The following is a 25,487-nucleotide window of genomic DNA, read 5'->3' on the forward strand; positions in this document are numbered from 1 at the left end:
GAGGCGAATCATACAGCGTTAAAACCTGCTGTCAACTGCCTTTTTCACCGCTGCCGATCTGTGAGACCGAAGCCTTCCGATACTACCTGAAGCGTTCAACTCATTGAATCTCAAGGAGTTTTGCGTTTCGACTGCGTCGGAAGTGGGGCGCATTATAAGGGGATTCAGAAGGGCGTCAACAGTTATTTCAAAAAAGTTTCAAACCGCCCTCCCCCGCCCCATCAAGCGAGGGACACGACGCCATACCGGCGGTAATCGCACGGCCAACAACAGCCCTCCAATAGAGGCATACACCACCCACTCCTTGAGGTCTGAACGCACGATCCAGAGGAAATGCAGCAACCCCAGCCCCAGGATGACGTATACCAACCTGTGCAATCTCTTCCACCGAGCGCCCAGGCGCCGCTGGCTGTATCGATTGGAAGTCGCTGCCAGCGCGAGCAACCCCAGGAAGCCCAGGAACCCAACGATAATATAGGGCCGCTTGCGCAACTCCACCCCTAGCTGCCCCCAGTCCAACCCCAGGACGAACACCATATACGCTGTCATGTGCAGCACGATATAGGCAAAGCACCACAACCCCAGCTGCCGTCTTGCGACTATCCACCCCGACCAGCCCGTCAGGCGTTGCAATGGTGACATGCCCAGGGTAACCAACAGAAAGGTCAGTGCCCCAAGCCCCAGGCGATCCACGAGGATCTTGCCCGGGTCCGGGCCAAGCAGGCCCATCGCTGCTTCATATAGCCACCAGGCGGGGAGAATGCTCCCCACCAGGAAGATGGCCAGGCGAAACCAGGGGTAGCGCATCAATAGTTCTTCCGCAGGTCGAGCCCGGTATAGAGTGACGCCACTTCATCAGCGTAGCCATTGAACATCAAGGTATCGCGTACATTGGGGCTGAACAGACCGCTCGGCAGGCGCCGCTCCCTGGCCTGAGTCCAACGCGGGTGATCCACCGTCGGGTTGACGTTGGCATAGAACCCGTACTCCTCGGGCGCCAGGCTTTCCCAGGTGGTACGCGGCTGCTCCGCCACCAGGCTCATGCGCACGATCGACTTGATGCTCTTGAACCCGTACTTCCAGGGCACCACCAGACGCAGCGGTGCGCCATTCTGGTTGGCCAGTTCACGGCCATACATCCCCACAGCCAGGATCGCCAACGGGTTCATCGCCTCATCCAGGCGCAGGCCCTCCACGTAGGGCCAGTCGATCAAGGCGAAGCCCGAACGCTGGCCCGGCATGGACTTAGGGTCCTGCAGGGTCTCGAAGCGCACATAGCGCGCCTTCGAGGTTGGCTGCACCTGCTTGAGCACTTCGGTCAAGGGGAAGCCCAGCCAGGGAATGACCATCGACCAGGCCTCGACGCAACGCAAGCGGTAGATGCGTTCCTCGAGCTGGTAAGGTTTGACGAAGTCTTCGAGCGCATAGCGCCCCGGCTTGGCCACCTCGCCATCGACCACTAGGCTCCATGGCTCGGTCTTCAGGCTGCCAGCATTGGCGGCCGGGTCGCCCTTATCCGGCCCGAACTCATAGAAGTTGTTGTAGTGCGTGGCGTCCTTGAACGGCGTGATCGCCTCGTCCTTGACCGTGACCGCCTGCCAGCGCGCTCCAGCGAGCTTTTCATCGAACCAGCGGGGCGGCGCGCCAGGCGTGACATCGGCATAGCGCGACGGCTCGGCCGCCACACCGACTGCCGGCAGCGCACCGAGCGCCAAGCCAGCAAGGGAGCCGCCCAGCAAGGTACGACGGGAAAGATAGATAGCTTCTGGCGTGATCTCCGACGCTTTGCAGTCGGACGACCTGAGAGACTTGATAAGCATGACGGCTCCATAGCACAGGCAACGGATGTACCTGTAAGACTATGGAGCCGGAGGGTTATTCCAGCATTAACTCATTGTGGCGTCTTGCGACGACGACCACGCAGCAGGTATTGCACCGGGCCCGAGACGGCATAACCGAGGAAGATCAGCAGCAGGATACGGGGTGGGTCGCTGAACACCACGGCGAACACCAGCACCACCGCCAGGATCGCAACGAACGGCACGCGCCCCTTGAGGTCGAGCTCCTTGAAGCTGTTGTACTTGATGTTGCTGACCATCAGCATGCCCGCGGCCGCAACCAGCAAGGCAACCAGGAACGACAGCTTGGAGCCCTGGATGCCATAGTCGCTGAAGGCCCATACGGTACCGGCGACCACACCCGCGGCGGCCGGGCTGGCCAGGCCGATGAAGTAACGTTTGTCGGCGGTGCCGACCTGGGTGTTGAAACGCGCCAGACGCAATGCCGCACCGGCCACATAGATGAACGCCACCATCCAGCCGACCTTGCCCATATCGCCCAGCGCCCAGACGAAGGCCAGCAGCGCCGGCGCGACGCCAAAGGCGGCCATGTCCGACAGCGAGTCATATTCGGCACCGAATGCGCTCTGGGTGTTGGTCATGCGCGCTACGCGGCCGTCCAGGCTATCGAGGACCATGGCCACGAAGATGGCGATCGCGGCGAAGGCGAAATACTTGCTCGCTTCGCGAGGGTCACCCGCACTGAGGTAACCATGCGCGCTGATGGAGCTGACGATCGAGTAGAAACCGGCAAACAGGTTGGCGGTCGTGAACAGGTTGGGCAGCAGGTAGATACCGCGATGGCGGACCTTGCGGCCTTCGGCGTCGTGCCCTTCTTCAATATGCTCATCGACAGGTAGCAGGCTTTCGGCGTCGGAGGGCTTGTTCGGCTCTTCGGGACGTTCGCTCATGAAAAATACCTTGCAACGGAAGTGGAAAAAAATTCGACACGGGCCTGCTAAACAGGTTCTAACGGCAAGCCACTGGTCGCTTTATACCAGAAGCCGGCCGCCTAAATGAAAAAACGCGGCCGAAGCCGCGTTTTTTCATGTATCGAAGCAGACCTTAGTTCTTGGTCTTGTCGACGATCTTGTTGGCAGCGATCCACGGCATCATGGAGCGCAGCTGCTCGCCGATGACTTCGATGCCATGGGCGGCGTTGTTGCGACGCTTGGCAGTCATGGACGGATAGTTGGTGGCGCCTTCGGAGATGAACATCTTCGCGTACTCGCCGTCCTGGATGCGCTTCAGAGCGTTGCGCATGGCCTTGCGGGATTCTTCGTTGATGACTTCCGGGCCGGTGACGTACTCACCGTATTCGGCGTTGTTGGAGATCGAGTAGTTCATGTTGGCGATACCGCCTTCGTACATGAGGTCGACGATCAGCTTCAGCTCGTGCAGGCACTCGAAGTAGGCCATTTCCGGCGCGTAGCCAGCTTCGACCAGGGTTTCGAAACCGGCTTTGACCAGCTCGACGGTACCACCGCACAGAACGGCCTGCTCGCCGAACAGGTCGGTTTCGGTCTCGTCCTTGAAGGTCGTTTCGATGATGCCGGTACGGCCACCGCCGACGCCCGAGGCGTACGACAGAGCGACGTTCTTGGCGTTGCCGGAAGCGTCCTGGTAGACAGCGATCAGGTCAGGGATGCCGCCGCCCTTGACGAACTCGGAGCGAACGGTGTGGCCCGGAGCCTTCGGCGCGATCATGATCACGTCGAGGTCGGCACGCGGAACGACTTGGTTGTAGTGGATCGAGAAGCCGTGGGAGAAGGCCAGGGTGGCGCCCTTCTTGATGTTCGGCTCGATCTCGTTCTTGTACAGAGCGCCCTGGAACTCGTCCGGGGTCAGGATCATGACCAGGTCGGCAGCCGCGACAGCAGTGGCCACGTCGGCCACTTTCAGGCCGTGGGCTTCTGCCTTGGCAACGGTGGCCGAACCTTTACGCAGACCGACGGTGACGTCCACACCGGAGTCCTTCAGGTTGCACGCCTGGGCGTGGCCCTGGGAGCCGTAACCGATGATGGCGACTTTCTTGCCCTGAATGATGGAAAGGTCGCAGTCTTTGTCGTAATAAACTTTCATGAAATACCCCTGTTATATCTCGGCTCCACGAGCCATCACTGATTCTTTATATGCGTATTCAGATACTGAGCACTTTGTCGCCACGGGCAATGCCGGTAACGCCGCTGCGCACGGTTTCCAGGATCGACGCGGTGCCGATGGCCTGGATGAAGCTGTCCAGCTTGTCGCTGGTGCCGCTCAGTTGCACGGTGTACACGCTGGCGGTGACGTCGACGATCTGGCCACGGAAGATATCCGTGGTGCGCTTGATCTCGGCGCGCTGGGCGCCGGTGGCCTTGACCTTGACCAACATCAGCTCGCGCTCGATGTGAGCACTTTCCGACAGATCGACGAGCTTGACCACTTCGACCAGCTTGTTCAGGTTCTTGGTGATCTGTTCGATCACTTCGTCATGACCAACGGTCGTCAGGGTCAGGCGCGACAGAGTCGGGTCCTCGGTCGGCGCCACGGTCAGGCTTTCGATGTTGTAGTTACGCTGGGAGAAAAGGCCGACCACGCGAGACAAGGCACCGGGTTCGTTTTCCAACAGCAGGGAAATGATGTGCCGCATATCAGGTACGCTCCGTCTTGCTCAGCCACATGTCACGCATCGAGCCGTCCTTGATCTGCATCGGGTAGACGTGCTCGGTCCTGTCGACCGCGATGTCGATGAACACCAGGCGGTCCTTCATCGCGAAGGCCTCTTCCAACTTCGGCTTGAGATCCTTCAGGCTGGTGATGCGGATACCCACGTGGCCATAGGCCTCGACCAGCTTGACGAAGTCAGGCAGCGACTCCACGTAGGAGTGCGAGTGACGGCCGCTGTAGGCCATGTCCTGCCATTGGCGAACCATGCCCAACACACCGTTGTTCAGGTTGACGATCTTCACCGGCAGGTCGTACTGCATGCAGGTGGACAGCTCCTGAATGTTCATCTGGATACTGCCTTCGCCAGTCACGCAGGCCACGTCCTGGTCGGGGAAGTTGAGCTTGATGCCCATCGCCGCCGGGAAACCGAAGCCCATGGTGCCAAGGCCGCCGGAGTTGATCCAACGGTTCGGCTTGTTGAAGCGGTAGTACTGCGCCGCGAACATCTGGTGCTGGCCCACGTCGGAAGTGATAAAGGCATCGCCCTTGGTCACTTCGCAGAGGGTCTCGATCACGGTCTGCGGCTTGATCACGCTGCCGTCGCCCTTGTCGTAAGGGAACAGGTCGCGATCGCCGCGCCATTCTTCGATCTGCTTCCACCAGGCATCGAGCGCCGCCTTGTCGGGCTGCTCGCCGATTTCCTTGAGGATGGCCAGCATCTCGTTGAGGACGCTTTCCACAGGACCTACGATCGGCACGTCGGCCTTGATCATCTTGGAGATCGACGCCGGATCGATGTCGATGTGGATGATCTTGGCATTCGGACAGAACTTGGCAGGGCCATTGACCACACGGTCATCGAAACGCGCGCCGACCGCGAAGATCACGTCGGCATTGTGCATGGCCATGTTGGCGGTGTAGCTGCCGTGCATGCCGAGCATGCCCAGGAACTGACGGTCGGTGCCCGGGAAGCCACCCAGCCCCATCAAGGTATTGGTGACCGGCAGGTTCAGCGACTTCGCGATCTCGGTGAGGGCTTCGGAGCCGCCGCCGAGGATGACGCCGCCACCGGCGTAGACCACTGGACGCTTGGCAGCCAGCAGCATTTCGGCCGCCTTGCGGATCTGGCCGGAGTGGCCGCGAACCGCCGGGCTGTAGGAACGCAGCTTGACCTTCTTCGGATAGACGTATTCGAACTTCTCGGCCGGGTTGGTCATATCTTTTGGAATGTCGACCACGACCGGGCCTGGACGGCCGGACTGTGCCAGATAGAAGGCTTTTTTCAGGACTTCAGGGATTTCCGTGGCGTGTTTGACCATGAAGCTGTGCTTCACGATCGGCCGGGAAATACCGATCATGTCGGTTTCCTGGAAGGCATCGGTCCCTACCATGGTGCTGGGCACCTGGCCGGAGAGGATGACCATCGGGATCGAGTCCATGTAGGCGGTGGCAATGCCGGTGATGGCATTGGTCGCGCCTGGGCCGGAAGTGACCAGTACCACGCCGGCCTTGCCGGTGGCACGGGCGTAGCCGTCCGCCATATGGGTGGCAGCCTGCTCATGACGAACCAGGATGTGGTTGATCTCCGGTTCCTTGAACAGGGCGTCATAAACATGAAGGAGAGCACCACCAGGGTACCCGTAGATGTGCTTAACGCCTTCGTCACGCAAGAAGCGGACGACCATCTCAGCGCCAGATAAAAGCTCCACGTTGTTCACCTCTAAAACGCCAGAATACCGCCCTCATTGGGCGGGTCTTAATAGGTTTACTGCCAAGCAGAGCATGAGCGAACGTCAGCACTGACTGAGCAAGTATTGGGAGCGCCCCAGAGTGTTGCGGGGGGTTCCCACCCAGCGCGAGGTAACGCGTTGCGGGGTGTAACAAGTCGGCGCGGGTGTGCGCCTCATGATCTGCTTAGCGGGTCTGCTTCTGGCAGTCCCTCTACAGCGGAAACTGGATTCTTCTGATTCGGCACGCGTAAGTCAAGAAAAATTATTGCCAATTTTTCCCCAGGATGAAGCACTGCCACCACTAAAAACGACGTCAGCAGCAGAAAAATAAAGAAATCCATAAAAAAGGGCCACAATCTGCGGCCCTTGAAGGAAAAAGAGAAGAAATCAGGCGGAAGGGCTGATCAATTGATCGAACGCTGCCAGCAGGCGCCGTAGCTCGCGGCTCTGTTCCGGACGATCGACGAACACGGTTTCGGCCATGACCAGGATGCCGGACGCATTGGGCAGCGGATGCCCATGCTCGATGATGAGCTTCATGCGCGGGAGAAAGATCCATTGCAGCCATTGTTCGAAAGCCATGGTATCGACCGCGAACGGCACCACGCTGGCAAGCGCATCGGCCGTCGGCGCTTCGGCGCTCCACCAGCCCTGCACCTGCAGCTCGCGCTCGATCAGCAGCAGGTGGTCGGCGATGTCCAGGATGCGCTGTTCCATCACGAAGTCGTCCGCGCCTTCTGCCGCGCCAACGCAGCACCAGCGCTGTCACCCTGCTTCTCGCGGGCCTGGGCGATGGTGTTCCAAAGCTCGGCCTGCAGGTCGGGGCGACCGTTGGCGTAGGTCAGGGCGCGACGGGCCAGTTGTTCGGCCTGGGCCGCATCGCCCTGGGCCAGGCGCACCTGGGCCAGGCGGAACAGCACCTGCGGCTCGCGCGGGGCGATGCGCTGGGCACGTTCCAGGCTCGATGCGGCGCCGTTGAAGTCACCGCCGCCCTGCTGTTGCTGAGCGGTGGTCAGCAATGCCAGCACCGGGCCGTCCAGTTGCTCGTCGGCCGACAGGCCGCCGCTGCCTGCATTGCTGCGCGGGATGCCGGTCGGGGCGCTGGAAGTGGCGCTCGGCGCGCTGTTCATCGAGGCGATGTCGAACGGCTCGTCAGCTACCGGGTTGGGATTGGTGGTAATTGGGCCGGTGCTGATCGGCCCAGGCGTGATAGGCCCGGTGCTGATCGGCGCCGCGCTGCTGCCGGCCGGGAAGGACTGGATCGGCGCAGCGCCGGCCCCTTGCGGAATCATCACGGTCACGCCGGAGTCTTCGGGCAGGGCCTGGGCCTGGCGGGTGCCGCCACTGGTCGGCAGACCACCGCTGCGGTTGGCCGCGACCCGCTCGCTATTGGAGACCCGGGTGCTGGAGTCCACCACCGGGATATTGCCGCGCGGCACGCTGGCACAGCCATGGAGCACGGCCATCGCCGTCAAGGCAGGAAACAACCACTTGTTCACGTCACACCCTCTTCGAAGCTAGCGCTCAATTCATCCATCCCTTGACCCAGTCCATGACGGACTCGACCGGATCCTGGGGGCCACAGATGGCACCGGGAGCCGGTTCACTCCCTCGAATATACGGCATCTGCACCGCCCCCGGACAGCTGCCGTCCGACCCCTGGCCGCTGTACGGGTCGATCCAGGCCTGCACCACGTTGTCCGGTTGCGGCATGTCCAGCGGCAACGGGTCGGCCTTGCGCATGAAGCTGGTCCAGACCTGCAGGGCGCCGGTGGCACCGGTGAAGGGGGTCTTGCCGTTGTCGTCACGCCCCAGCCAGACCACCGCCAGCAGGTCCTGGCTGAAACCGGAGAACCAGCTGTCGCGCGAGTCGTTGCTGGTACCGGTCTTGCCGGCCAGGGTCAGCGAGCGTGGGAGCACGTTGTAGACCGAGCGGCCCGTGCCTTCGCGCATCACCCGCTGCATGGCGTTCTGCACCAGGTAGATGGCACCTGGGTCGAAGGACTGCTGAATCTGGAACGGGTAGCGCTTGAGCGGCTCGCCTTCGGCGGTGAGCACGCTGCGGATACCGCGCATCGGCGTGTTGAAGCCACCGTTGGCGATGGTCTGGTACATGGTCGCGACTTGCATCGGCGACATACCGCCGGCACCCAGCAGCATCGACGGGAATGCCGGCCAGTCGACGTTCACGCCGAGCCTGCCGATGGTCTTGATCACGTTGGGCACGCCCACTTCCAGGCCGATCTTGGCGGTGGACAGGTTGTAGGAGTTGGCCAGCCCCTGATACAGGTAGATGGTGCCGTGGGGACGGCGGTCGTAGTTCTGCGGGCGCCAGACCTGGCCGTCGGCACCTTTGACCGAGAACGGCTCATCCTGCACCCAGCTGGTCAGGGTGTACTTGGTCGGCTTTTCCAGGGCGGTCAGGTACACCGCCGGCTTGACCAGCGAGCCGATCGGCCGCACCGCATCGATCGCACGGTTGAAGCCGGCGAAACCGGCCTGGCGGCTGCCGATCAGGGCCTGCACTTCGCCGGTTTCAGGGTTGGTCACCACCATTGCCGACTCCACCTCGTCGGCACCCTTGCGCCCGGCCAGGCGCTTGAAGGTCTCGCTCATGGCCGTCTCGGCCTTCATCTGCAGGATCGGGTCGAAGCTGGTGAAGATGCGCAGGCCTTCTTCGGTCAGGTCTTCGTCGCGGTAGTCCTGGCGCAGTTGGCGCTTGACCAGGTCGAGGAAGGCCGGGAAGGAGCTGTCGGCGAGGCTGCCGCGCTTGGTCACGCCCAGCGGCATTTTCTTCGCCGCCGCGACCGCTTCCGGGGTCGCCACGCCCTGCTCGGCCAGCAGGTCGAGCACCAGGTTACGACGGGCCAGGGCGCGCTCCGGATGACGACGCGGGTTGTAGTACGACGGCCCCTTGACCATGCCGACCAACAGCGCGACCTGGTGCAGCTTGAGTTCGGCCAGCGGCTGGCTGAAGAAGAACTGGCTGGCCAGGCCGAAGCCGTGCACGGCGCGTTGGCCGTCCTGGCCGACGAACACCTCGTTGAGGTAGGCCTCGAGGATCTCGCGCTTGTCGTAGTGCAGCTCCAGCAGCACCGCCATCATCGCTTCGGTCAGCTTGCGGCTGAGACTACGCTCGTTGGTCAGGTAGAAGTTCTTCACCAACTGCTGGGTCAGGGTACTGCCGCCTTGGCGCATCGCGCCCGCCGAAGTGTTGACCCACATGGCGCGGACAATGGATTTGGGCGATACGCCGAAATGGCTGTAGAAGTCGCGGTCTTCCACGGCCACCAAGGTTTCCAGCAAATACGGTGGCACCTGGTCGATCTTGATCAGGATGCGGTCTTCCAGGTTCTTGGGGTAGATGCCGCCGATCATCAGCGGCTCCAGGCGCACCACGTCGAGCTTGCCGCCATTGGCCCCGGAGAGCCCCGCCACATAGTCGCCGGAGAAACGCACGCGCACGAACTGCGCAGGCTCCATGCCCTCGTAGAACTGGAAGCCACGGGTATTGAGGTCGACGGTATTGCCATTGATCGATGCTTCGCCCGGGCCTTGGGCGGCGGTTTCACGACGATAGCCGAGGGCATCGAGTTCGGTCAGGAAGTCGTTCTTGCTCAGCTTCTGGCCGACGAACAGCTCCAGCGGCCGGGCATACACCTTGGCCGGGATGGTCCAGCGCTTGCCGGAGAACTTCTCCTGGACGACAGCATCGAGGTAGACCGCGAAGCCGGCGATCAGCACCAGGCCGACCAGGCTGAGCTTCAGGGCCCAGCCCAGCCAGGCGCGGGAGCGGCCGGTCGGGCGTTTCTTGGGGGTGCGGGAGTTTCGGGTACGAGTCATGGCGGCGGATTATACGCACTTTGGTCAAGGCTGGTGGGCTGCGGGGCGATTCAGAATGGTCGCTTCGTCCGCCTGGGATTCCAGCGGTTTGCAGGGACGGCACCATTGACCATAATGGCGCTTTCGAATTCCCTGCCTCCAGAAGGATTGCCCGTGAGCCAAGCCCTGATCAGCGCGCTGCAGAACCCCGCCCTCTATTCCCATCCGGTGGACGGGTTCCAACTCATCGAGACGCATATCTCCTGGGTGCTGCTGACCGGCGAGTATGCCTACAAGATCAAGAAACCGATGAACTTCGGCTTCCTCGACTTCACCGGCCTGGATCAACGCCAGCATTTCTGCAATGAAGAGCTGCGCCTGAACCAGCGCCTGACCGACGGTCTTTATCTTGAAGTCCTGCCGATCACCGGCAGCGCCGAAGCTCCGCAACTGGGCGGCGACGGCGAGCCGATCGAATACGCCCTGAAGATGCGCCAGTTCCCCCAAGGGCAGATGCTCAATACCTTGCAGGCCAATGGCGAGCTGAACGCCGGGCACATCGACCAGATGGCCCGACAGATCGCCGAGTTCCATCTGCAAGCGCCCAAGGTCGCGGTCGATCACCCTTTGGGAACGCCGGAAAGCGTCATGGCTCCGGTAGAGCAGAACTTCGAGCAGATCCGCCCGTTCCTCAGCGACAAGGCCGACCTGCAACAGCTCGACAACCTTCAGGCCTGGGCCCGTAGCAGCTTCGAGCGCCTGCACGGCCTGCTCGAGGCACGTAAGGCCAACGGCTTCATCCGCGAGTGCCACGGCGACATCCACCTGGGCAATGCCACGCTGATCGACGGCAAGGTGGTGATCTTCGACTGCATCGAGTTCAACGAGCCCTTCCGCCTCACCGATGTCTATGCCGACATCGCCTTCCTGGCCATGGACCTCGAGGACCGCGGCCTGAAATGCCTGGCCCGCCGCTTCATCAGCCAATACCTGGAACTGACCGGCGACTACGCAGGCCTGGAGCTGCTGAACTTCTACAAAGCCTACCGTGCCCTGGTACGCGCCAAGGTCGCCCTGTTCAGCATGCCGCCCGAGGCCGATGGCGTGCAGCGCGCCACCACCCTGCGCACCTACCGCAATTATGCCAACCTGGCTGAAAGCTACAGCGCCATTCCATCGCGACTGTTGGCCATTACCCATGGCGTGTCGGCCGTGGGCAAGAGCCACGTGGCCATGCGCCTGGTCGAGGCCCTGGGCGCGATCCGGGTGCGTTCGGATGTGGAACGCAAGCGCCTGTTCGGTGAACAGCAGCCGGAAAGCGCGGGCCAGTTGCAGGCCGGCATCTACGACCAGGACGCTGGCCGCGCTACCTATCAGCGCTTGCATGAAGTGGCGGCAGCCATCCTGCACGCCGGGTTCCCGGTGGTGCTCGATGCTACCTACCTCAAGCAGGCGCAGCGCCAGGCGGCGGCGCAGATCGCCAGCGAAACCGGCGTGCCGTTCCTGATCCTCGATTGCCAAGCACCTGACGCTGTCATCGCCAGCTGGCTGGAACAACGCCAGGCACAGAATGTAGACCCGTCCGATGCCACGCTGGAAGTGATCAAGGCCCAACAGGCCAGCCGCGAACCCCTGGCCGGCGACGAGCTGCCCCACAGCAAGCGGGTAGACACCCATGAAAGCACCAGCATGGACCAGTTGATCGAGCAGATTCGCCAGCGCCTGCCTGGTTTCTGATGATAAAAGGGCTGCGCTGCAGCCCTCGCGATACAAGGCCGCTCCCACAACCGGCGGCCTTGTGTCGCCAGATTCATCGAGCGTTTCGCACCCTGTCGGCCGTCGATGGCAAAAGGCCGCGCATTTCCCAACCCCCGCTACACTCCTCTCTGACCTGCTCGCGATTTATTCCACAGACCTCGTTCAGCCATCGCCAGGAGGCCAGATGAACGATGAATTGCAGCATCTGAGAAATCTTGGCAAGACCTCCGCACAATGGCTTCACGCTGTCGGTATCCATAGTGCATCGGACCTGCGCCGTCTGGGCGCGGTGGGTGCCTATCAGGCCGTGAAGTCGCGAGGGTTCCGGGCATCGAAGGTGTTGTTGTACTCCATCGAGGCAGCATTGCTGGACATGCACTGGAACGATTTGCCCGCCGAGCGCAAACAGGCGCTCGACGATCAACTGGACGCCAAGAACCCTGCGCAAAAAAAATCAAAATAATCGTAGTGGAGGGATTGACGACGAAATGAGAATCGTTATGATTACCACAACTGGTCGCGAGACTGGTTGGATAAGCTGAAAGGTCCCTGGTTCGGACGCTCAGATTATCTCCTCATCAGGCTAATCACGGTTATTGACCCGGCAGTTTTGCCGGGTCTTTTTTTTGGTCGACATTTGGCAGCGCTAAGGTCGAGCTCTTGTGGGGCTTGCCCCGCGATTGGGCCTGTATAGGCTGAACACACATTTCATCGACGCAACTGAGCGCAATAGTCCTGGGCAGGCAATGCCGCCGTGTACCACACATAGTCCGCCATGCCTGGCTCGACCTTCTCCCCGACCTCCACCAGCAATAACACCTTCGTTTCGCCCGTTGCTCCCAAGTCAGCCAAATGCAACGCAACCCCCAGGTCCTTGCGTACATGGTAGCTGCCAGCGAACAGCAAAGCCGGGGCCGGCGCGGCCAGTACCCGCTCGGCGATACGCCGGTCGCGCTGCTGCTGGACGGCAAGCATGGCTGGCAATTGCTGCTCCGGCAGCAACCCACAATGGCCCGCACGGACTTGCTCGAGCAACACAGCCTTCACCGCCGGCGCATTCGAATGCGGCCCGCTCAGCACCGGCGGGTTGCGATAGGCCTGGCGCATTTCATCGGGTGTCAGATTGGCCGCCAGCAGTGGGATCTGCCGCTGCAATGCCTCGCGCACGATAGGCCCGTACAGTTGCCAGTCCCACCCTTCCTGCCAGGCAAGGGCCTGAGGCAATTTTGCGGGTAGCATCGCCTGCCCTTGCAGCGCATCGACCAAGGGTTGCTGCGACGGCTGCAACATTTCCAGCAGTAGGCTGCCCTGCGCACGCCGGGTTTCCAAGGCGCGCAACAACCACAACTGCAACGCATGGTGGTCAGGGTTGTCATGCTTCTCACCCACCAATACCCGAGGGGCCCGGGCCAGCTCGGCCACGAGCTGCTCGGGGGTGAGCGACTGGCCATCGGCCAGGTCGCGAATTTCGCCCAACTGCGCGTTATCCCGCCCCACGCTGCCCTGCCAGATGGGCAAGGGCGGCAGGCTGGCCTGGCAACCAGTCAATATCAGGACCAGCAAGCCGGACAACACTCCATGGCGCATGGCTGTACCTCCTAGGCTTGTGTGAAAAGTCTTGGGACGCCGGCCAGGCAACGCGAAAACAGTCGAGGAACGGCCGGGGTCGCGTCCGACGTTACCGGATTAAATGAGCCTAGCGGATGATGATCAGCGGATGCCCACGCTCCGGGTGTGCCTGCACCAGCACATCGACGCCAAATACGGCCTTGAGCGCTTCGGGCGTAAGGACCTGCTGCGGCGTGCCCAGGGCATGACTGCGCCCCTGTTCCAGCAGCAGGATACGGTCACAGTAGCGCGCCGCCAGGTTGAGGTCATGCAAGATGACCAGGACCGCCGCCCCCTGGTCGGCGAAACGCCGTACCGCCTGCAAGGTGGTGTGCTGGTGCAGCGGGTCGAGCATCGAAGTGGGTTCGTCCAGCAACAACGTGCTGCCCTGCTCGCCTGGCCATAACTGCGCCAATACCCGTGCCAGGTGTACCCTCTGGCGCTCACCGCCAGACAACGCCAGGTAGTTGCGCGCCACCAGGTGCCAGGCGTCTGCCGCGCGCAGAGCGGCCTCGACGATTTCCCGGTCACGCTGGCGACCGCTGGCATGGGGCAACCGGCCAAGGCCCACCACCTCCTCGACGCCAAAGGCAAAGCCCAGGCTGGAGACTTGTGGCAACACCGCCAGGCGACGGGCACGCGCCTGACCCGGCCAGTCTGCCAGCGGACGCCCCTGCAGCCGCACCTGCCCTTGGCTAGGCGCCAATTCGCCACACAATGCGCCCAACAGGCTGCTCTTGCCGGCGCCATTGGGCCCTAGCACACCCAGGACCTGCCTGGGCCGCACGTGCAAGTCGATCCCGTGCAGCACATCGTTGCTGCCACGCCGCAAGTGCAGGCCGTCGATTTCCAGCATCAGGCGCGCCCTCGAATCAGCAGGAACAGGAAGAACGGCGCGCCGATGAATGCGGTCACGATACCGATCGGCAATTCCGCCGGTGCCAACGCCAGGCGCGCCACCAGGTCGGCGAACAGCAACAGCGCACCGCCGGCCAGCAAGGACGCCGGCAGCAGCACCCGATGGTCCGGCCCACAAAGCAGACGCACCAGGTGCGGTACCACCAGGCCGATGAAGCCGATCAGCCCCGCGGCGGCAACGGCGGCCCCCACACCCAACGCGGTACAAAACACCAATTCGCGCTTGAGCGCTTCCACTTCGATACCCAGGTGCCGTGCCTCCGACTCCCCCAACAGCATGGCATTGAGTGCCTGGGCTCGGCGTGGCAACCACAATGCAACGGCCGTCGCCACCAGCAGCAAGGGCCACAGGCGCTCGTAGCTGGCGCCGTTGAGGCTGCCCAGGTTCCAGAAGGTCAGCGTGCGCAAGGTGGCATCGTCGGCCAGGTAGGTGAACAACCCCACCGCCGAACCGGCCAGTGCAGTCAGGGCTATGCCCGCCAGCAGCATGGTGGCGACGTTGGTCTGACCGTCACGGCGCCCCAGGCGATAGACCAGCGCAGTGACACCAAGGCCGCCGACAAACGCGCAAGCCGACAACAGATAAGGGGCAAACCACTCCGGGATCCCGCCCAACCAGTTGCCACCGACGATCGCCACCGCCGCGCCCAGGGCCGCCCCGCTGGCAACGCCGACAAGCCCGGGATCAGCCAGTGGATTGCGGAACAAACCCTGCATCGCCACACCCGACAGCGCCAGCACCGCGCCCACCGCCAACCCCAGCAGAGTGCGCGGCAGGCGGATCTGGGCGAGGATCATCTCGGCCTGTTCCAAGCCATCGGCGGCGACGGGCAACCCCAACAGGCGCAACCCGGCACGCAACGTATCGAACAGCGGCAGGCTGACCGGGCCCAACGCCAGCGACAACCAGGTCGCCAACAGGCATAGCAAGGTCAGGGCGATGAACAGCGTACGGGGTTGCACACGTTGTTTCATTGGGCCGCCGGGTAGAAGGCCTCGACCAACCCATTCAAGGTCGCCGGCAGGCGCGGGCCGAGGCCACCGACCAGCAAGGTCGGGTCGAGGTAAACCAGGCGTTTGTCACGTGCAGCGCGGGAGGCAGCCAGGCCCGGGTTTTCCTTGAGCATCGCCCGCACAGCCTGTTCCCCCTCCAGGGCACGGTCGGAGATTACAACAACATCCGGGCCCAGAGCGGCCAACGCTTCGACCGAGAAATTCTTGTAACCCTGATGAGCGGCCAAGTTGCGGGCACCGGCCTGGCGCAGCAGCCAGTCGCCCGACGTGCCCTGCCCTGCTATCAGGGGCTTGGCGCCAGCATGGCCGACCAGCAACAGCACACCCGGGGCGTTTTGGCTGGCCTGGGCCTGCTTGACCTTTGCCTGCACGGCCTGCAGTTGTTGGTGGTAACCGGCGCTCAGCTCGGCGGCCTTGCGCTCGGCACCGAGTAGGCTGCCCAATTGCTTGAGGTTGCCGTCCACGGCGCCCAGTTCGGCCTTGCTGGAAAACAGTTCGACCCGCACCCCCGCCTTGCGGATCTGCGCCAGCACCGGCGGTGGCCCCATTTCTTCGGTTCCCACCAGCACGTCAGGGCGCAAACTGAGGATGCCTTCAGCAGACAGCTGGCGCTGGTAGCCGATGCTGGGCAGCGCCTTGAGCGATGCCGGGTGCTGGCTGGTGGTATCGACCCCGACCAAGCGCGGCTCGCCCCCCAAGGCACTTATCCACTCACTCAAGGCACCGCCGGCACTGACCCAGCGCTGCGGCAGCTCGTCGCTCAGGGCCTGAGTGGATAAAAAGAGACCGGCACACAGGGCGATCAGAGCAGCAGGACGACGCATCATCGTATTCCTTTGCAGAAGGCAGGCCACGCGCTTGTCGCAGGCGGCGGAACTGCGCACCATAGACAGCCGGACGCAGCGAATGCGAGCAATTTGATAATTGTTCGCATTGAGGCGTCAAGCCATCCCTTTGTTACACGAGTCGTCTGCATCGATGCATTTTCTCTGTGCCTCAACCGACCTGGCCGAAGGTGCCAGCCGCGCTTTCAGCGTAGCTGGCGAGCACCTGTTCGGTGTGCGCCGCCAGGGCCGGGTCTACCTCTACCGCAATCGCTGCCCGCACCGTGGCATCCCGTTGAACTGGGACGCCGATGCCTTTCTCGACGACAGCGCCAGCCTAATCCACTGCGCCCACCATGGCGCGCTGTTCCTGATCGAAAACGGCGAATGCGTGGCCGGCCCTTGCGAAGGCGAGCAGTTGGACGCCCTGACGTGCCTGGAAGACAGCCAGGGCATCTGGCTCAAGGCGTGAGCAGTACCGGCAATGGCCGATCGATGATGATCTGTTCGGCGTCCAACCGGGTGCCATAGGCCAGCACCTCGACGCCATCCGCCACTGCAGTCCGCAAGGCCTGGGCGTAGGCCGCGTCGATCTCCTCGGCTGGGCGAACCGCTTCCACGCCGGTGAGGTTGACGCAGTACAGCTGCACCGCGCGGATGCCCTGGCGCGCCAGCGCCGCCAACTCGCGCAAGTGCTTGGCCCCGCGCTGGGTCACCGCATCGGGAAATGCGGCGACCGGTGTATCCGGGTAGCCCAGGGTCACGCTTTTGACCTCCACGTAGGCCGGCCCGTCCGGGAATTCCAGGCGAAAATCCACCCGGCTGCCTTCCTCGCCATAGGCCACCTCGCGCTTGAGCGCGGTGAACCCGGCCAGCTCAGTGATCTGCCCGGCGCGCAGGGCCTCCTCCACCAAGGCGTTGGCCCGGCCGGTATTGACGCAGGCCAGGCGCCCCTGGGGCGTCTCACTGATTTCCCAGGTACCCGGCAGCTTGCGCTTGGGGTCGTTGGAGCGGCTGAACCAGACCTGCCCGCCTTCGCGCATGCAATTGAGCATGGAGCCGGTATTCGGGCAATGAATGGTCAGTTGTTCACCACTGGCCAGCTCGATATCGGCCAGGAAGCGTTTGTAGCGACGCAACAGGCGTGCCTGTTCGAGTTCGGGAAAGAACAGCATCAGCCTTGCCAGCTCTTCAGGCCACGGGCAATGCGTTGCACCGCCTCTTCCAGACGCGGCAGGCTCTGGGTATAGGCGAAACGTACATGGTGGCCGGCCTGGTGGCGGCCGAAGTCCAGGCCAGGGGTGAACGCCAGGTGCTCGGTTTCCAGGAAATGCCGGCAGAAGGCGAAGGCATCCCCGCCGAAGGCATTGATATCGGCGTACAGGTAGAAGGCGCCCTGGGGCTCGACGGCAATGCCGAAGCCCAGCTCGCGCAGGGCCGGCAGCAGGTAGTCGCGCCGCCGGGCGAATTCGGCCCGGCGTTCCTCGAGGATGGCCAGGGTCGCAGGTTCGAAGCACGCCAGTGCCGCGTGCTGGGCCATGCTGGGTGCACTGATGTAGAGGTTCTGTGCGAGCTTTTCCAGGTCCCCCACGGCGCTGGGAGGCGCGACCAGCCAACCGAGGCGCCAGCCCGTCATGCCGAAATACTTGGAAAAACTATTCAGGACAAATGCCTGGTCGTCCACTTCCAGCACGCTGGGCGCATCCATGCCATAGGTCAGACCGTGGTAGATTTCGTCGACCACCAGGTGGCCGTGGCGCTCACGAATGGCCCTGGACAGACTGGCCAGCTCGTCGCGGTCGAGCACCGTACCGGTGGGGTTGGCCGGCGAAGCCACCAGTGCGCCGACGGTGTCTTTGTCCCAATGGCGCTCGACCAGGTCGGCGGTGAGCTGGTAGTTGACCTCCGGCCCTACCGGCACCAGCTGTGCTCCGCCTTCGACCAGGCGCAGGAAGTGCCGATTGCAAGGATAACCAGGATCGGCCAGCAGCCAGTGCTTGCCTGGGTCGACCAGTAGGCTGCTGGCCAACAGCAGTGCACCCGAGCCGCCCGGCGTGACGAGGATGCGCTCCGGGTCCACGCTCACGCCATAACGCTGACCATAGAAGCCGGCGATCGCCTCGCGCAGCGCCGGCAGGCCACGCGCCGCGGTGTAGCGGGTGTGGCCTGCGGCCAATGCCGCCTGGCCTGCGGCCACGATGGGTTCGGCGGTGGTGAAGTCCGGCTCGCCGATCTCCAGGTGGATGACATCGTGGCCGGCCGCCTGCAGCTCGTTGGCGCGCGCCAGCAAGGCCATGACGTGGAAGGGTTCGATGGCGCGACTGCGCGCACTGTGTGGCTGGGCCATGGGCCTTCTCTCAATTAGGTCTAAACTGGTGATTCTACCTCTGCGCAGCATCGAACGTGCGGCTTGCGTCGCTGTCAACACCTAGGATCGGGCGGGCTAGCGCACCCCCGATCTATCTGGTAAGTTCGGCGGCTCGCAGTCGCAGGGCCGGCGGGTGCCGGAGATGGAGCAGCCTGCGCATTGGATCAGATGAGTAAGAGGCGGTCTATTCATGTCCACCGTAGAAAAGCAAAAAGCCCAGACCATGTACGGTGTCGAACCCTACGTCGAAACCAAGGGTGAAGAGTACATGGGCGAGCCCATGAAACAGCACTTCACCAAGCTGCTCGGCGCCTGGAAGCAAGAGCTGATGAACAGTGTCGACCGTACCGTGGACCACATGAAGGACGAAGCAGCCAACTTCCCTGACCCGGCCGACCGTGCCAGCCAGGAAGAAGAGTTCGCCCTGGAGCTGCGCAACCGCGACCGCGAGCGCAAGCTGATCAAGAAGATCGACAAGACGCTCGACAAGATCAAGGCCGATGAGTACGGCTGGTGCGAGTCTTGCGGCATTGAGATCGGCCTGCGCCGTCTGGAAGCCCGTCCTACCGCCGATCTGTGCTTCGATTGCAAGGAAATTGCCGAGAAAAAGGAAAAAACGGTCGGCAAAGGCTGATCTTTCTTCCACCTGAACGGGGCGCATCATGCGCCCCGTTTCATTTATATAGCTTGTACCCATGAACGACTCCCGCTACATCGGACGCTTCGCCCCCACCCCCAGCGGTTTCCTGCATTTCGGCTCTCTGGTCGCCGCCCTCGCCTCCTGGCTCGATGCCCGCGCGGTCGGTGGTCGCTGGTTGCTGCGCATGGAGGACACCGACCCACCACGGGAAATGCCCGGCGCTCGCGATGCCATCCTGCAGACCTTGGAGCGCTACGGCCTGGAATGGGATGGCGAGGTGGTATTCCAAAGCCAGCGGCACGACGCCTACGCCGCCGTGGTCGACCGCCTGTTCAACATGGGCCTGGCCTATGCCTGCACCTGCTCGCGCAAGCAGCTGGAGAAGTACAACGGCATCTACCCGGGCTTGTGCCGCAACGCCGGGCATGCCCGAGCGGGTGCAGCGATCCGCTTGCGAGTGCCGGAGCTGATCTACCGCTTCTCCGATCGGGTGCAGGGCGAGTTCCAGCAACACCTGGGGCGCGAGGTGGGCGATTTTGTCATCCAGCGCCGCGACGGATTGTATGCGTACCAGTTGGCGGTGGTGCTGGACGATGCCTGGCAGGGTGTTACCGACATCGTGCGCGGCGCCGACTTGCTCGACAACACCCCGCGCCAGCTGTACCTGCAAGAGCTGCTGGGCTTCTCCCAGCCGCGCTACCTACACATTCCGCTGATCGTGCAGCCGGACGGTCACAAGCTGGGCAAGTCATACCGTTCGCCGCCGCTCGAGGCCGACCAGGCGACGCCCTTGCTGTTGCGGGCCTTGCGCGCGTTGGGGCAGGCTACGGAGCCTGCCATGGAGAGCGCAAGCCCCGCCGAGGTACTGGCCATCGCCCGGCAACGCTGGCGGCCGGAGGCGATTGCACGGCAACTGACCGTGCCTGAGGCTGATCTGCGCTGATACGGCCGGCGCGATCAATGTAGGAGCGGCCTCGTGCCGCGAACGGGCTTGCAGAGCAGCCCATGATATCGATGACCTGGGGGCGCTTCGCGCCCCTTTCGCGGCACAAGGCCGCTCCTACAGGGGGGGCGGGCCGCTGAAAAACAAAAGGCCAATAAATTCAAAACCTTGGCGAACCCTATCGATTCCCGCTAGCATCGCCCCAGCCATTTGCGCCAATAATAAGTCCAAGCCGCAGCGCCCAACCAACGAGGCCAGCATGTACATCTATCGTTTGGTCCTGCTTCTGGTCGTGGGAATCTACCTGTTCTCCCCCGCCATCATGGACTGGTGGATCGAGCCGACCGGTGCCTGGTACCGCCCTTACCTGCTCTGGCTGATCCTCATCGTCGTCACCTTCATTTTGCAGAGCCAACGAGATGCCGATGAGCTTTAGCCTGACCCAGATGATCCTGATCAGCGCAGCCTACCTGCTGGTGCTGTTTGGCGTGGCCTGGATCAGCGAGCGCGGGCTGATTCCGCGTTCGATCATCCGCCACCCGTTGACCTACACCTTGTCTCTGGGCGTCTATGCCAGCGCATGGGCCTTCTATGGCTCGGTGGGCCTGGCCTACCAGTACGGTTATGGCTTCCTGGCTTGCTACCTGGGCGTGTCCGGCGCCTTCCTGCTGGCCCCGGTGCTGCTTTACCCGATCCTGAAGATCACCCGCACCTACCAGCTGTCGTCACTGGCCGACCTGCTGGCGTTTCGCTTTCGCAGCACCTGGGCCGGCGCGCTGACCACCATCTTCATGCTGATCGGCGTGCTGCCGCTGCTGGCCTTGCAGATCCAGGCGGTCGCCGATTCGATCAGCATCCTCACCGGCGAGCCGGTCAAGGCGCGGGTGGCGTTTGCCTTTTGCGTGCTGATCATCCTGTTCACCATTTTCTTCGGCTCACGCCACATCGCCACACGCGAGAAGCATGAAGGCCTGGTATTCGCCATTGCCTTCGAATCGGTGATCAAGCTCCTGGCCCTGGGCGGCATCGGGCTGTACGCGCTGTATGGCGTGTTCGGCGGCCCGCACCAGCTGGAGGTCTGGCTGCTGCAGAACCAGACCGCCCTGGCCGCGCTGCATACCCCGCTACAGGAAGGCCCCTGGCGGACCCTGCTGCTGGTGTTCTTCGCCTCGGCGATCGTCATGCCGCACATGTACCACATGGCCTTCACCGAGAACCTCAACCCACGCTCGCTGGTCAGTGCCAGCTGGGGCCTGCCGCTGTTCTTGCTGCTGATGAGCCTGGCCGTGCCGCTGGTGCTCTGGGCCGGCCTGCGCCTGGGTGCGAGCACCAACCCCGAGTATTTCACCCTGGGCCTGGGCATCGCCGCCGACAACCCGGCGCTGGCGCTGCTCGCCTACGTGGGCGGGTTGTCGGCCGCCAGCGGGCTGATCATCGTCACCACCCTGGCGCTGTCGGGCATGGCGCTGAACCACCTGGTGCTGCCGCTCTACCAGCCGCCGGCCGAAGGCAACATCTACCGCTGGCTGAAGTGGACCCGCCGCGCCCTGATCGTCGCCATCATTGCCGCCGGCTTCGTGTTCTACCTGACCCAGAACAACCACCAGAGCCTGGCCAACCTGGGCATCGTCGCCTTCGTCGCGACCTTGCAGTTCCTGCCCGGCGTGCTGTCGGTGCTGTATTGGCCGACCGCCAACCGCCGTGGCTTCATCGCTGGCCTGATGGCCGGGATCGCGGTATGGATGGTGACCATGCTGCTACCGCTGCTGGGTAACCTGCAGGGTTTCTATATTCCCTTGCTGGACATGATCTATGTGCTGGACGACACCAGCTGGCACATGGCGGCCATCGGCTCGCTGGCGGCGAACGTGCTGCTGTTCACCCTGATCTCGCTGTTCACCAACGCCAGCAGCGAAGAGGTCAGTGCCGCCGAGGCCTGTGCCGTCGACAACGTCCGTCGCCCGCAGCGCCGGGAGCTGCACGCCGCCTCGCCCCAGGAATTCGCCACCCAGCTGGCCAAGCCGCTGGGCGCCAAGGCCGCGCAGAAGGAGGTCGAACAGGCCCTGCGCGACCTCTACCTGCCCTTCGACGAGCGCCGCCCCTACGCCTTGCGCCGCCTGCGCGACCGCATCGAGGCCAACCTGTCCGGCTTGATGGGGCCAAGCGTGGCCCAGGACATGGTCGAGACCTTCCTGCCGTACAAGTCGGGCAACGAGAACTACGTCACCGAAGACATCCACTTCATCGAAAGCCGCCTGGAAGACTACCACTCGCGCCTGACCGGCCTTGCCGCCGAGCTCGACGCCCTGCGTCGCTACCATCGCCAGACCCTGCAGGAACTGCCGATGGGCGTCTGTTCCCTGGCCAAGGACCAGGAGATCCTGATGTGGAACAAGGCCATGGAGGAATTGACCGGCATTGCCGCCAAGCATGTGGTCGGCTCGCGCCTGGTCACCGTTTCCGAGCCCTGGCGTGGCCTGCTGCAGAACTTCATCAATGTCCCGGACGAACATTTGCACAAGCAGCGCCTGGCACTGGACGGCCAGACCCGCTGGCTGAACCTGCACAAGGCCGCCATCGCCGAGCCACTGGCGCCGGGCAACAGCGGCCTGGTACTGCTGGTCGAGGACCTCACCGAGACCCAGGCCCTGGAAGACAAACTGGTGCACTCCGAGCGCCTGGCGAGCATTGGCCGCCTGGCCGCGGGCGTGGCCCACGAGATCGGCAACCCGATCACCGGCATCGCCTGCCTGGCGCAGAACCTGCGCGAAGAACGCGACGGCGACGGCGAGATCATCGAGTTGTCCAGCCAGATCATCGAGCAGACCAAGCGCGTTTCGCGCATCGTGCAGTCGCTGATGAGCTTCGCCCATGCCGGTGGCAGCCACCAGAACAGCGAGGAGCCGGTATGCCTGGCCGAGGTGGCGCAGGATGCCATTGGTCTGCTGGCATTGAACCGGCGCAATTTCGAAGTACAGTTCTTCAACCTCTGCGACCCGGACCATTGGGTCGAAGGTGACCCGCAACGCCTGGCCCAGGTGCTGATCAATCTGCTTTCCAACGCCCGCGACGCGTCCCCGCCCGGCAGCGCCGTGCGAGTGCGCAGCGAGGTCAACGAGCACACCGTCGACCTGGTCGTCGAAGATGAAGGCAGCGGGATCCCGAAAAGCATCATGGACCGCCTGTTCGAACCCTTCTTCACCACCAAGGACCCGGGCGAAGGCACCGGACTTGGGCTTGCTCTGGTCTATTCCATCGTGGAAGAGCATTATGGGCAAATCACCATCGACAGCCCCGCCGATATCGAACGGCAGCGTGGCACCCGGATCCGCGTGACCCTGCCCCGGCATGTCGTAGCGACGTCCCCTGAAATTCGAGACCGTCGAGAGAATTGAATCAATGCCGCACATTCTGATCGTCGAAGACGAAACCATCATCCGCTCGGCCTTGCGTCGGCTGCTCGAGCGGAACCAGTACCAGGTCAGCGAAGCCGGCTCGGTGCAGGAAGCCCAGGAACGCTTCAGCATTGCCACCTTCGACCTGATCGTCAGCGACCTGCGCCTGCCCGGCGCCCCGGGCACCGAGTTGATCAAACTCGGCCAGGGCACGCCGGTGCTGATCATGACCAGCTACGCCAGCCTGCGCTCGGCGGTGGACTCGATGAAAATGGGCGCGGTGGACTACATCGCCAAGCCTTTCGATCATGACGAGATGCTCCAGGCCGTGGCGCGCATCCTGCGCGACCGGCAGAACGCCCCGGCCCCCGTCGCGGCCGTCGGCGGTGCCGAGCCGCGGGCCAACGGCAAGCCCGTCGTGGCAGACAAGGGCAGCCCTGCCCCTGCCACCGGCGAGATCGGCATCATTGGCTCGTGCCCGCCCATGCAGGACATGTTCAGCAAGATCCGCAAGGTCGCGCCCACCGACTCCAATGTGCTGATCCAGGGCGAATCCGGCACCGGCAAGGAGCTGGTCGCCCGTGCCCTGCACAACCTGTCGCGCCGGGCCAAGGCTCCGATGATTTCGGTGAACTGCGCGGCCATTCCGGAAACCCTGATCGAATCGGAACTGTTCGGCCACGAAAAAGGCGCGTTCACCGGCGCCAGCGCCGGCCGTGCGGGCCTCGTCGAAGCGGCTGACGGCGGCACGCTGTTCCTCGACGAAATCGGCGAACTGCCGCTGGAAGCCCAGGCCCGTCTGCTGCGCGTGCTGCAGGAAGGTGAGATTCGCCGGGTCGGTTCGGTGCAGTCGCAGAAGGTCGACGTGCGCCTGATCGCCGCGACCCACCGAGACCTGAAGAACCTGGCCAAGGCCGGCCAGTTCCGCGAAGACCTTTATTACCGCCTGCATGTCATCGCGCTGAAGCTGCCGGCCCTGCGCGAACGCGGCAGCGACGTCAACGAAATCGCCGATGCCTTCCTGGCCCGGCAGAGCGCCCGTATCGGTCGTGACGACCTGCACTTCTCTAGCGAAGCCGAGCAAGCCATCCGCCATTACAGCTGGCCGGGTAACGTGCGCGAGCTGGAGAACGCCGTGGAGCGTGCGGTGATTCTCAGTGAGAGCTCGGAAATTTCTGCCGACCTGCTGGGCATCGATATCGAGCTGAGCGGCCTGGAAGATGAAGAAGCCTTCGATATCGTGCCGTCCGCCCCGGGCGCCAGCGCCAACAACGCGAGCCATGAGCCGACCGAGGACCTTTCCCTGGAGGACTACTTCCAGCACTTCGTCCTCGAGCACCAGGACCACATGACCGAGACCGAGTTGGCCCGCAAGCTCGGCGTCAGCCGCAAGTGCCTGTGGGAACGCCGTCAGCGCCTCGGCATTCCACGGCGCAAGAGCAACGCCACCAGCGACAACTGATGTGCTCCAGGCGGGGACGCCGGTTCCCGCCTCCTTCTCTGCGCTATCTCAAATACCGTAATCGCGGGGCAAGCCCGCTCTCACAGGTGCCGTTGGTGAACACACCCCCTGTGGGAGCGGGCTTGTCCCGCGATTGGGCCTGCCCTGCCACCACAGCGGCATGGCAAAGGCATCGCGCCCCGAAATCTGTTACCCAGCCTGCCCAGCCGTAACATCCACCGAGGCGTACGGTAACGAAATTTCCACATTTCCAGCCTTACAGGCTCTGCCAAAACCGCCCAAGCCCCTGATTTTGCTGGGTTTCGAAAAGTTGGCACGGCACCTGCTATATCTTTGGTACAAGAACAATAACAAGCACTGCAATCCAGAATAAGAACAAGACGAAACGGCTCACGCACAATAAAAACAAGACGGCGGAGGCGCAGCTAACTGATTCTTTTGGAGAGGAGTTGTGTTTGGGGCTTGCCCCACAGCCAGGCAGAGAACAACAAAAACTGCACTAAAAAGCAGCGCCTGAA

General features: G+C 63.1%; 23 protein-coding genes. 8 read left to right on the forward strand and 15 right to left on the reverse strand.

Going from position 1 to position 25,487, the window contains the following annotated elements; all coding sequences use genetic code 11:
• Positions 1-198 precede the first annotated feature (198 nt).
• From msrQ to mrcB, 9 genes are all read right to left on the reverse strand, one after another.
• Entirely contained in the window at positions 199-807 is a 609-nt protein-coding gene (gene msrQ, locus IRZ56_RS21285) for a protein-methionine-sulfoxide reductase heme-binding subunit MsrQ (RefSeq protein ID WP_196146753.1), read from the reverse strand.
• Positions 807-1,820 (reverse strand): protein-methionine-sulfoxide reductase catalytic subunit MsrP, encoded by a 1,014-nt coding sequence (msrP, locus tag IRZ56_RS21290; RefSeq protein WP_196146754.1) that lies wholly within the window; start codon positions 1,818-1,820, stop codon positions 807-809. Before msrP ends, msrQ begins: the two co-directional genes overlap by 1 nt.
• A 71-nt stretch (positions 1,821-1,891) precedes the next feature.
• Positions 1,892-2,749, reverse strand: a complete 858-nt coding sequence (gene pssA / locus IRZ56_RS21295) for a CDP-diacylglycerol--serine O-phosphatidyltransferase (RefSeq protein ID WP_084855446.1) — start codon at positions 2,747-2,749, stop codon at positions 1,892-1,894.
• A gap of 154 nt (positions 2,750-2,903) precedes the next feature.
• Positions 2,904-3,920, reverse strand: coding sequence for a ketol-acid reductoisomerase (gene ilvC / locus IRZ56_RS21300; protein WP_043215774.1), 1,017 nt, complete (start codon positions 3,918-3,920; stop codon positions 2,904-2,906).
• Positions 3,921-3,978: 58 nt separating this feature from the next.
• On the reverse strand, positions 3,979-4,470 hold the full coding sequence (ilvN, locus tag IRZ56_RS21305) for an acetolactate synthase small subunit (RefSeq protein ID WP_003250040.1): 492 nt from the start codon (positions 4,468-4,470) through the stop codon (positions 3,979-3,981).
• Position 4,471: 1 nt separating this feature from the next.
• Positions 4,472-6,196 (reverse strand): acetolactate synthase 3 large subunit, encoded by a 1,725-nt coding sequence (locus tag IRZ56_RS21310; RefSeq protein WP_196146755.1) that lies wholly within the window; start codon positions 6,194-6,196, stop codon positions 4,472-4,474.
• Between the two features lie 408 nt (positions 6,197-6,604).
• Positions 6,605-6,937 (reverse strand): YqcC family protein, encoded by a 333-nt coding sequence (locus IRZ56_RS21315; protein ID WP_196146756.1) that lies wholly within the window; start codon positions 6,935-6,937, stop codon positions 6,605-6,607.
• Positions 6,934-7,716: a tetratricopeptide repeat protein gene (locus IRZ56_RS21320; protein ID WP_196146757.1), complete on the reverse strand. Its 783-nt coding sequence runs from the start codon at positions 7,714-7,716 to the stop codon at positions 6,934-6,936. The genes IRZ56_RS21315 and IRZ56_RS21320 overlap by 4 nt, the downstream gene beginning before the upstream one ends.
• A 25-nt stretch (positions 7,717-7,741) precedes the next feature.
• Positions 7,742-10,060, reverse strand: coding sequence for a penicillin-binding protein 1B (mrcB, locus tag IRZ56_RS21325; protein WP_196146758.1), 2,319 nt, complete (start codon positions 10,058-10,060; stop codon positions 7,742-7,744).
• Positions 10,061-10,213: 153 nt separating this feature from the next.
• Here mrcB and IRZ56_RS21330 point away from each other — a divergent pair, with 153 nt between their 5' ends.
• Together IRZ56_RS21330 and IRZ56_RS21335 are read left to right on the forward strand one after the other, a co-directional pair.
• The gene (locus IRZ56_RS21330; RefSeq protein WP_196146759.1) at positions 10,214-11,776 is read left to right on the forward strand and encodes an AAA family ATPase; all 1,563 of its coding nucleotides are present in this window, start codon (positions 10,214-10,216) and stop codon (positions 11,774-11,776) included.
• 205 nt (positions 11,777-11,981) lie between these two features.
• Positions 11,982-12,260, forward strand: coding sequence for a TfoX/Sxy family protein (locus tag IRZ56_RS21335; RefSeq protein WP_196146760.1), 279 nt, complete (start codon positions 11,982-11,984; stop codon positions 12,258-12,260).
• A gap of 245 nt (positions 12,261-12,505) precedes the next feature.
• Here the strand turns inward: IRZ56_RS21335 and IRZ56_RS21340 are convergent, their stop codons facing one another.
• The 4 genes from IRZ56_RS21340 to IRZ56_RS21355 form a co-directional block, all read right to left on the reverse strand.
• The gene (locus IRZ56_RS21340) at positions 12,506-13,384 is read right to left on the reverse strand and encodes a ChaN family lipoprotein (protein ID WP_196146761.1); all 879 of its coding nucleotides are present in this window, start codon (positions 13,382-13,384) and stop codon (positions 12,506-12,508) included.
• A gap of 109 nt (positions 13,385-13,493) precedes the next feature.
• Positions 13,494-14,261, reverse strand: coding sequence for a heme ABC transporter ATP-binding protein (locus IRZ56_RS21345; RefSeq protein WP_196146762.1), 768 nt, complete (start codon positions 14,259-14,261; stop codon positions 13,494-13,496).
• A complete protein-coding gene (locus IRZ56_RS21350; RefSeq protein WP_196146775.1) occupies positions 14,261-15,244 on the reverse strand; it encodes a FecCD family ABC transporter permease in 984 nt (327 codons plus the stop codon). Before IRZ56_RS21350 ends, IRZ56_RS21345 begins: the two co-directional genes overlap by 1 nt.
• Positions 15,245-15,294: 50 nt before the next feature.
• Positions 15,295-16,164: a heme/hemin ABC transporter substrate-binding protein gene (locus IRZ56_RS21355; RefSeq protein ID WP_196146763.1), complete on the reverse strand. Its 870-nt coding sequence runs from the start codon at positions 16,162-16,164 to the stop codon at positions 15,295-15,297.
• A gap of 151 nt (positions 16,165-16,315) precedes the next feature.
• Between IRZ56_RS21355 and IRZ56_RS21360 the strand changes: the two genes are divergently transcribed.
• The gene (locus tag IRZ56_RS21360; RefSeq protein ID WP_196146764.1) at positions 16,316-16,633 is read left to right on the forward strand and encodes a Rieske (2Fe-2S) protein; all 318 of its coding nucleotides are present in this window, start codon (positions 16,316-16,318) and stop codon (positions 16,631-16,633) included.
• On the opposite strand, the gene sfsA is transcribed toward IRZ56_RS21360, so the two are convergent.
• Both sfsA and IRZ56_RS21370 read right to left on the reverse strand, forming a co-directional pair.
• Complete coding sequence (sfsA, locus tag IRZ56_RS21365; RefSeq protein WP_196146765.1) at positions 16,623-17,336, reverse strand: DNA/RNA nuclease SfsA; 714 nt, start codon at positions 17,334-17,336, stop codon at positions 16,623-16,625. The genes IRZ56_RS21360 and sfsA overlap by 11 nt on opposite strands.
• Complete coding sequence (locus IRZ56_RS21370; protein ID WP_196146766.1) at positions 17,336-18,508, reverse strand: pyridoxal phosphate-dependent aminotransferase; 1,173 nt, start codon at positions 18,506-18,508, stop codon at positions 17,336-17,338. Before IRZ56_RS21370 ends, sfsA begins: the two co-directional genes overlap by 1 nt.
• 211 nt (positions 18,509-18,719) lie before the next feature.
• Between IRZ56_RS21370 and dksA the strand changes: the two genes are divergently transcribed.
• From dksA to IRZ56_RS21395, 5 genes are all read left to right on the forward strand, one after another.
• Positions 18,720-19,163, forward strand: coding sequence for an RNA polymerase-binding protein DksA (dksA, locus tag IRZ56_RS21375; protein WP_137162443.1), 444 nt, complete (start codon positions 18,720-18,722; stop codon positions 19,161-19,163).
• A gap of 61 nt (positions 19,164-19,224) precedes the next feature.
• Positions 19,225-20,112 (forward strand): tRNA glutamyl-Q(34) synthetase GluQRS, encoded by an 888-nt coding sequence (gene gluQRS, locus IRZ56_RS21380; protein ID WP_196146767.1) that lies wholly within the window; start codon positions 19,225-19,227, stop codon positions 20,110-20,112.
• Between the two features lie 259 nt (positions 20,113-20,371).
• Positions 20,372-20,548 (forward strand): hypothetical protein, encoded by a 177-nt coding sequence (locus tag IRZ56_RS21385; protein WP_003250005.1) that lies wholly within the window; start codon positions 20,372-20,374, stop codon positions 20,546-20,548.
• Positions 20,532-23,507 carry a sensor histidine kinase gene (locus tag IRZ56_RS21390; protein ID WP_196146768.1) on the forward strand — a complete coding sequence of 992 codons (2,976 nt, stop codon included), beginning with the start codon at positions 20,532-20,534 and terminating at the stop codon, positions 23,505-23,507. Before IRZ56_RS21385 ends, IRZ56_RS21390 begins: the two co-directional genes overlap by 17 nt.
• Positions 23,508-23,511: 4 nt before the next feature.
• Complete coding sequence (locus IRZ56_RS21395) at positions 23,512-24,969, forward strand: sigma-54-dependent transcriptional regulator (protein WP_196146769.1); 1,458 nt, start codon at positions 23,512-23,514, stop codon at positions 24,967-24,969.
• Positions 24,970-25,487 lie beyond the last annotated feature (518 nt).

Source organism: Pseudomonas guariconensis, from assembly GCF_015680235.1.
Classification (GTDB): Bacteria; Pseudomonadota; Gammaproteobacteria; order Pseudomonadales; family Pseudomonadaceae; genus Aquipseudomonas; species Aquipseudomonas guariconensis_A.